The 7,638-nt window shown below is 33.3% G+C and carries 7 protein-coding genes and 1 pseudogene; 5 read left to right on the top strand and 3 right to left on the bottom strand.

Annotation, left to right across the window (positions count from 1 at the left end; all coding sequences use genetic code 11):
* The first annotated feature begins 996 nt into the window (after nucleotides 1-996).
* Together WH214_RS00040 and WH214_RS00035 are read left to right on the top strand one after the other, a co-directional pair.
* Nucleotides 997-1,638 (top strand): AAA family ATPase, encoded by a 642-nt coding sequence (locus tag WH214_RS00040; RefSeq protein WP_078426706.1) that lies wholly within the window; start codon nucleotides 997-999, stop codon nucleotides 1,636-1,638.
* Nucleotides 1,639-1,935, top strand: a complete 297-nt coding sequence (locus WH214_RS00035; protein ID WP_339423004.1) for a hypothetical protein — start codon at nucleotides 1,639-1,641, stop codon at nucleotides 1,933-1,935. It begins immediately after the preceding gene.
* 120 nt (nucleotides 1,936-2,055) lie between these two features.
* On the opposite strand, the gene WH214_RS00030 is transcribed toward WH214_RS00035, so the two are convergent.
* On the bottom strand, nucleotides 2,056-3,366 hold the full coding sequence (locus WH214_RS00030) for a hypothetical protein (protein WP_339423003.1): 1,311 nt from the start codon (nucleotides 3,364-3,366) through the stop codon (nucleotides 2,056-2,058).
* A 190-nt stretch (nucleotides 3,367-3,556) separates the two neighbouring features.
* Between WH214_RS00030 and WH214_RS00025 the strand changes: the two genes are divergently transcribed.
* Together WH214_RS00025 and WH214_RS00020 are read left to right on the top strand one after the other, a co-directional pair.
* Nucleotides 3,557-3,655 (top strand): hypothetical protein, encoded by a 99-nt coding sequence (locus WH214_RS00025; protein ID WP_339423016.1) that lies wholly within the window; start codon nucleotides 3,557-3,559, stop codon nucleotides 3,653-3,655.
* 121 nt (nucleotides 3,656-3,776) lie between these two features.
* Entirely contained in the window at nucleotides 3,777-4,892 is a 1,116-nt protein-coding gene (locus WH214_RS00020) for a hypothetical protein (protein ID WP_339423002.1), read from the top strand.
* 64 nt (nucleotides 4,893-4,956) lie between these two features.
* On the opposite strand, the gene WH214_RS00015 is transcribed toward WH214_RS00020, so the two are convergent.
* Complete coding sequence (locus WH214_RS00015; RefSeq protein WP_339992706.1) at nucleotides 4,957-5,913, bottom strand: hypothetical protein; 957 nt, start codon at nucleotides 5,911-5,913, stop codon at nucleotides 4,957-4,959.
* Nucleotides 5,914-6,134: 221 nt separating this feature from the next.
* Complete coding sequence (locus tag WH214_RS00010; protein WP_339423014.1) at nucleotides 6,135-6,563, bottom strand: helix-turn-helix domain-containing protein; 429 nt, start codon at nucleotides 6,561-6,563, stop codon at nucleotides 6,135-6,137.
* 668 nt (nucleotides 6,564-7,231) lie between these two features.
* Between WH214_RS00010 and WH214_RS00005 the strand changes: the two are divergent.
* Nucleotides 7,232-7,588, top strand: a pseudogene (locus tag WH214_RS00005) (type II toxin-antitoxin system RelE/ParE family toxin).
* Nucleotides 7,589-7,638 lie beyond the last annotated feature (50 nt).

The raw sequence follows: 7,638 nt of genomic DNA, 5'->3' as shown, positions 1-7,638 counted from the left end.
CCATCGGGCAAGCCCTTTGGGCTGATGGTGAACGTTGAGTGAGTTTCGGCAATACTCACCCTAAGAGCCTGCAAAAAGTTGCTTGCTCTTAAAGTATTGCCATACACCTTTTCGGGCTGACGGAGCCACGCATCGGTCGTATCTGCAAAGGGTAATTGTGCTTCCCCTTATAGGCTGAGATTACGATTCACACACCGCATCGACACGTTCTCAAACCAACTGAACCCAACTATCTCCGCAAGGGTTTCCCCAATTTACGATTTAAGCCAAGTATTCAGCTACTCATCACGTTGTTGCTTTGTCGATTTCCCCTAGTAGCAACTCTTGCTTTATCCATATAAAACAATCGCTGTGGTGCGCTAGCGTCGCTTAATTCCATCCACCCACACCACATGCCAGCCGTAAAACGGACACGCAGAAGTAGGCAAAACCTGCTTTTTAAAGCTTATTTGATGAAAAAAAACACTTAACTAACGAAGACTTATCATTTAGGGGCTTGAACTAATATCATTTTCCTGTGAAAATAGAGTTCAGGTACAAGCCATTGGTGAAATCTGCACGAGTTGGTAGCTCTGCTGATCTTCGTTACTTGATGTTCCACCATCAAATAACTGCGTACCGACGAATTTAAAGCCCTCCTTGATGTATGTCAAGGAGGGCTTTTATTTTTCAAAGGAAAAATCTTCTAAAAAACATACATATATTGATTTGTACTAACAAAACAAGACTCGTATGTTTCTCCATCTATAACTTCTTATAAATCATCTAATAACAATTTTTTTGCCCCCTGTTAATTTCAAAAAACCCCCTTCATAGAGACCTAAAATCTTATAAAAATGATTAAGAAAAAAAAATTTTAAATTTTTTTTTCTTAAATATTAGTAACTTTCGCATAAGTTATATAACTTACGTAACTTACTCAACTTAAACCTGTTGATCTATTCCATATTTACGGATACTCTTAGGTTAAATAAGTTACGTAAGTTACATAAAAATATGATTATCTTAGTTGGCGGTGAAAAAGGGGGATCTGGTAAAAGCTGTCTTGCTCAAAACTTAGCTGTTTACCTTCAGCAGAAAAAACGAGACATTTTACTTTTAGATGCTGACCCACAAGGAACTACTACAGATTGGGTTAAAGAAAGAGATGAAAACTCTGATTTAAAGAACATTCCATCAGTCCAAGCAGCAGGTAATATTCGACAAGTTTTAGACGATCTATCTCGACGTTATCAAGACATTATTATTGATGCTGGTGGTCAAGACTCTGAAGCTCTACGCTCAGCAATGACTATTGCAACACATATGCTTTTACCATTCCGTCCTAAACGTCGTGACTTAAAGACATTAGTTCATGTTGAACAACTTATTAAATTGGCCAAAGCAGTTAACCCAAATTTAATTACTAGGGCTGTGATTACTCAATGTCCGACATTACCAAGTCAAGTACAGCGAATTCTTGATGCAAAAGATGCATGTGAGTCTTTTGGTTTATCCCCATTGAACCAATTCACAACAAACCGCAATGTATATGATGATGCAGATGAAAATGGACTTTCCGTATTTGAAGTTGATACCGATAAAAAAGCAATCATTGAAATTGAGCAACTTGCTTTAGAATTTTTAGGAGAGCTTTAAATGGCACTTAAAGGTTTAACAAAATCAGCTCAAGAATCTAAATCTACAGATCAAAAAATTGACGATTTTATTAATGGCTCAACTAAACGTGTTAAAAGCCTAGAATCTTCTCAACAGGTATATCGTCGATTTACCTTTTCATTAACTGAAGAAGTAAGCCAAGAAATTGATGATCTACTAATAGATTCCAGAGTAGCAAAAGCAAATCGCTCAATTATTTTAAAAGCTGCTTTACATCAGCTACAGAAGCTATCAAAAGAAGATTTGCAACTGGCTGTCTTAACCGAAATTAAATAAGTTAAATAACATACATAACTTACGTAAGTTATGTATGTTGTTTTTTTCATCCAAGTAGATTTAAATTATTAAATATAAAAACAATTATTATCAATATTTTAATTTTGGAAATTTAGAGAATTAGTCATTATTTTCCTTAGCCATTTCTTTATGGTTAAAAAATCTCTCTCCTAAAAAATTAGCTCTAGCTTTGTCCATATCATCAGTCGGATTTTTCTTGAATGCTTCCAAGTTTAATTTAATCAATTCAGCATGTAGCTTAGCCATTGTTGGCTCATCAACCTCACTATCTAAATCAGGAAGTTTAGATATTTCATCTCTATATTTTTCATAAGATCTTGCTAAAGCTTCTTTATGACCATATTCCTGTTCTAAACGGCTATATTTATTCAAATTTATATTTGCAACAGTAGCCAACCATAGTAAAGGAATATTTAACATTACTCTAATAGCAATAGATTGAAACGTAATGGAGTCTAAGTTTTTCCAATCAATATGATTAAAATTGAATGTAGCCAATAAGATTAAAGCGACAGCAAATACAGCTAAACTTCCCCATTTGTTGTATTTTGCTTCTTTTGCTTTTTCAAAAAAACCTCCTGCTAAACCAGCCGTACTACTTCTATTTAAAACCTTTCTGGCTTCATCCTCTACAAGTTTAAGTTGTCTTAATCTTTCATCTAAAGCATCTGAAAGGCTAATTTTTTGAGCATTGTTATCGCCAAAAATTTTGGTATGAAAACTTTCTAATTCAGTTTTCTTTTTATCAATTTGGGCTGTGATAGAGGGAATTTCATTATCTGTTTCATCCAATGAAGATATGAAAAGCCTTTTATAATATTCATCTATTAATTTATAACTTCTACGAAGTGAAAAATCTCTTGTAGTAGCGACCCCATCTACTTCTACTTTTTCATCTTTTTCAAATAGATATTTATTTAATTCTTCTGACTTAGCATAAGTATCTTGAATAATTTCTGATTTTGATATTCCACGGTCATCCATAGGAAGATGAACGTCTTTAAACACCTCATCTAAGATTCTTGATTTCTTTAGCCATTCCTCATAGTTTTCTATATTGAGCAAATTGTTAATGGCTTCAGCTAAAGGTTGCCCAGTGGAAGTTCTACTTTCTATTAATAGTTTTAATTCTTCCACATCTTCTTTGAATTTTAATACTGTATCAATTTCAGTAATCAAACTCTGTTTTTGAGCCTTAAGTTCGTCAATTTCTTTTCGTAGAGTATCAATTTCCTCTTTAACGACACGTGCTGCCCCCTGTCGTTTATCTACAAGTTGAATTAGATCAGCTCTCAATTCATATTTGGCTATAAGACTTTCATTAATAGTTTTAATTTGAGAAAGTAACCGGACTAACTCATTTTTATCTTTCTCATCCATTCCCCTTTTTAGAATATCTTTAACGCCCATTTTACCCCCAATTTTTTATAAAAAATTCTATACTTCTTAAAGTATAGTTCCTATTTACAGCCTTGAGCACTCTTAATTAGCTAAGATAAAACAATGAAGATAAAGCCTTTTATTTGTATCTAAAATTGTCCATCAAAGTTTTTCACTTAACATAAATGAATTTAGCCAAGTTAAGAGCGACTCTTAAACCATTTATAAAACACTTCGTCATGGCTTTTCACCTCGTTTTGATACTATCAATCGTGTAGTTCACACTTTAGGTTTAAAATTTACGGTGCAACATACTTAAAGTTAAAAAAATCAATAAAAATGGGTGCTTAAAGATCTCATTTTTGATTTCAAATAAGGTGTATTATGTTAATAATAGAAAAACTAAAGTTATATTTTCAAATAATAGTAGGATTTATTGAATGCCTATAACAGCATATTCAAAAACATTTAAAAGTGAATTAGACGTAGAACAATTTAAGAATAGATACAATAACCTGATAGAAAAGCCTGATCTCGCTCAATTTGTAAAAGATGATATTGAGTGTCCTTGTTGTGGTGTAAGTGGTGCACGAATCATTAAAGAAGGTATATCAAGTAAAACCAATCAAAAAGTGAAACAAACCCATTTTGCCTTTAAGAATGACAATGGCTGTGATGCACATCGAACATTCTGTGACCATTACACAGGTAAAGATAAACAAGCGACAGTAACCAACGACTGTTATGTAAGTTTATCGGAATCTCAAAGTCCTGTTACAGCTGTGATCCGAAAGTTTGTATGTACGGCAATAGAGCATAGTTTCTTCACTCAGGAAGATATAAGAAATATGCGTTGTTGGTTTCTTGAAATGAGGTCACGACAAGACTTCTTGGTTGATGCAGGAAAACATCCTTTATACATATTAAGAAGTACATTATTACATGGCAATAAAGATAATCCTCCAAACGAACTTGAACTCAGCAAAAGAATTACAAGCGAGGAAGAGTTAGAACAAGAGGTTTATAAATCACTAGCCTTAAACTTTCCATCGCCTAAAAATGTAAATGGCATACTTAATCTCAAATATTACCTCATTAGAAATTCAATTATTAAAAAGACAATGTCGATTTCCAAGAAAAGCAATGGTATTTATGAATTTGACAGAGGAATCCTTCAAGAAAAATATTTCAATACAACTAAATTATCCTTGTCGATTGTTGAAGGAAATTCATTACTGTCCAACAGAATCTCAAAGACAATTCTAGCTGTTCGTTCTAAAAATCCACTGATGGCATATTCAGCTACTTTGCTTTTCGTAAATGATTGGAATCTAGAAAAGGCGAGAAAGATGCACAACGAAATTCACAGCTTACGCAACTCCGAGTTTGATTTGGGCAATGTTATAGGTCTCAATCCATTTATGTATTATGAATCTTGGGTTGCATTAAGGTATGCATCTGAATGGAAAAGAAGTTTTTCCGACTATGATTTCGATAGAGAATTTAATAAAGAGACAAACAGATTAAAAGAAATATATAAGTATAAATATACATAATCCATCAATACGAAAAAGCCCAACAGGATGTCGGGCTTTTTTAATAATTTTTACTTTATGAATTTCATAATACTTTCATTAGTCCAAATATCTGATTATCGTATTCAATACAGACTGTTTTTGAAGTAGCTTCTTGTATCTTTTTCTTGTCAAGAATATAGTGGGATTCACTTTCTGCAATAATTTCTTTAGATTTACCTTGATAAATTTCTAACTCCTGAATTGAACAAATCCTTCTTACATTATTGAACAAGTTCATTTCCATTAATTCTTTATGGATATTTGGGTCAACTATTTTTATAAAATCCTCCATTTTACTAACTTTATGGCGGATTGTTTCTATAGCTCTTATCGAATTCAAATTAGATGTATCACCCTTAATCCAAATAGGCTCATGATGGAATATACGATTTCGATAATTACGAATATCGGTCAAATTATCATGTAGTGGTTTCAACGCCCTATATGGAGAACTATCTAGCATATTAAAGTTCTTAAAAGTTTTCCCTAATGATTTAGGCCATAAGTACTTTTTGTTTAAATCGTGTTCATGTCGTGGTTTCACAAATCCATTAGTTAAAAGAAAAGTCCATGTAGAGAACTCTGCTGCTGCAACTATTTGATCATGTGAAAAATTAGGACATTCATTTTCTAAAGTTGGGTAAGATTTTGATCTATCTTTCTTTTTCTCAGCCTTGATCCATGCTTTACGAAGATTTTCTTTCGCATTCTCAATATTTGAAATAAATTTTCGGGTTGTATGTTCTGTATCATTGTAAGCAATCTTATCCCACCAAAACTCACCAAACCTTTTTTTTGCCTCTTTATCAATTGAATTTCTGACAAATATTTCTACAAAATGAAAAAGTGGATACAGCGCACTTGCTGTATGTTGGCTCCATAGATAGGCTCCCATAAGTTCATGATCATTACTTATATCAAATGTTAATCTATAAGGAACCAATCTAACATCCGAAAGAAATGGAGTAAAAGCAATCAAAGCTGAAGATAAATTTCTCATTAAACTAAATTATATTGCAATATGAATTATTATAACTATAATAGTCCATATAGAGTCTGATGTGATCATCTTCCCTTATGTAAATTCAATGATTTACTAAGTTCTAGTGGTCCTTCGTTATAGACATAAAATTTGGAAAGCCCACCTCTGGTGGGCTTTCTGCTATTTAAATTTTGAAAATCATCTCTTATTTAACATAAGTCCCAACTACGAACGTAAGGCTATCTATCCATAGCACTTATCCATTTTTCAACATATGGAAAAACATGATGATTAGTGCTATCAAAAAAGACTGTTTTATAAATGTAAGGTCGTTTTGTGAAACGATCAATGGCTAGTGATTTAATTGTATGAGTACCATTATTGTTATTTTCTAAACCACAAAAGTTTTCATTAGAAATGGCATCAATTACTACAGCATTTGTCTGATCAAAAATCGTAACTATTTCAATATTATCAGGATAGTTACCTTCATTATATTTCAGTTTATATGTAAGAAGCTCTTGTTTAGAAATTGGCATGATTGACTGTCCTGATTCCCATTTTTCCCATGTTCTTTTAGTCACATTTACTAAAGTCCCAGCTTCTGATGTTGTCATGCCCAAGTTTTGACGAATACTGAAAACTTGAAGACTAGTTAGATTTTCCATAGCAACTCCTGGCATCCAATATATTTATATATCCAATATTCGCACATGCGAACAAAAAACACAATAATGAATTTTATTCTCTTATTGCTTTATTAAAAAATAAGTCAATTATTTTTATAAAAATTCTTCATTTAACATAATAGAGCTTATACGAAACGCAATTTAAAATATTATTGTTTTTCATATAGTTAAAAATTTTTAACCAACCTAAAAAACCGTAAAAAGCCGACTTGGAAACAAGTCGGCTTTTTTATGAGCAGATTTGATACTTCTTGCCAATAAAATCGATCAATGTTTAATCAAAATGACGCATTGTTGTGATTTATCAAGCCATACCTAGCCTAAACAATCCCCAATTTCTGCGGACAACTCTTGGGATAAAAAGTGGCCAGACTTGTACGTTTTGGCGCACATCCATTCAGGTGCTTTGCGTCTATACCATTTTTCATCAATTTCCTATTATGGGGACATAGAGAGCAGGATGCTCCAGATAAGAATAAGAAAAGACAGCAATGGAGAATGCAGGTATGACAGGAGTTATACCTAACGCATCAAATACGAAAAAGCCCGACAGGATGTCGGGCTTTTTTATTGCCTATAATTTCTCATTTGCAAAGCAAGTATAATCCACTTAAAATATAGACTATAATCTATATTATGGTTGTGGTATGTGGACAGTCATCACGACAGATCTGTTTAATGAATGGCTTGAACAGCAAGACGGATCAACACAAGAGAAAGTCTTAGCCGCTTTGGTTGTTTTACAGCAGTAGGGACCAAGTTTAGGTCGCCCTTTAGTTGATACTGTGTATGACTCTAAATTTACCAATATGAAAGAGCTACGCGTTCAACATCGAGGTAAACCACTAAGAGCCTTTTTCGCATTTGATCCATTACGACAGGCAATTGTGCTGTGCATCGGTGATAAAGGCGGTAAAAAGCGTTTTTATAAAGAGATGCTGGACATTGCAGACCAGCAATACGAACTTCATCTCTCAACCCTAGGAGACCAATCTAATGGCTAAAACCTTACAGGAATTATTGGCTAGTCGCTCTCCAGAGAGCCAAGCACGTA

The sequence above is a fragment of the Acinetobacter sp. MYb191 genome (assembly GCF_037572605.1).
Classification (GTDB): Bacteria; Pseudomonadota; Gammaproteobacteria; order Pseudomonadales; family Moraxellaceae; genus Acinetobacter; species Acinetobacter johnsonii.
This window is presented reverse-complemented; position numbering and strand designations above follow the sequence as displayed.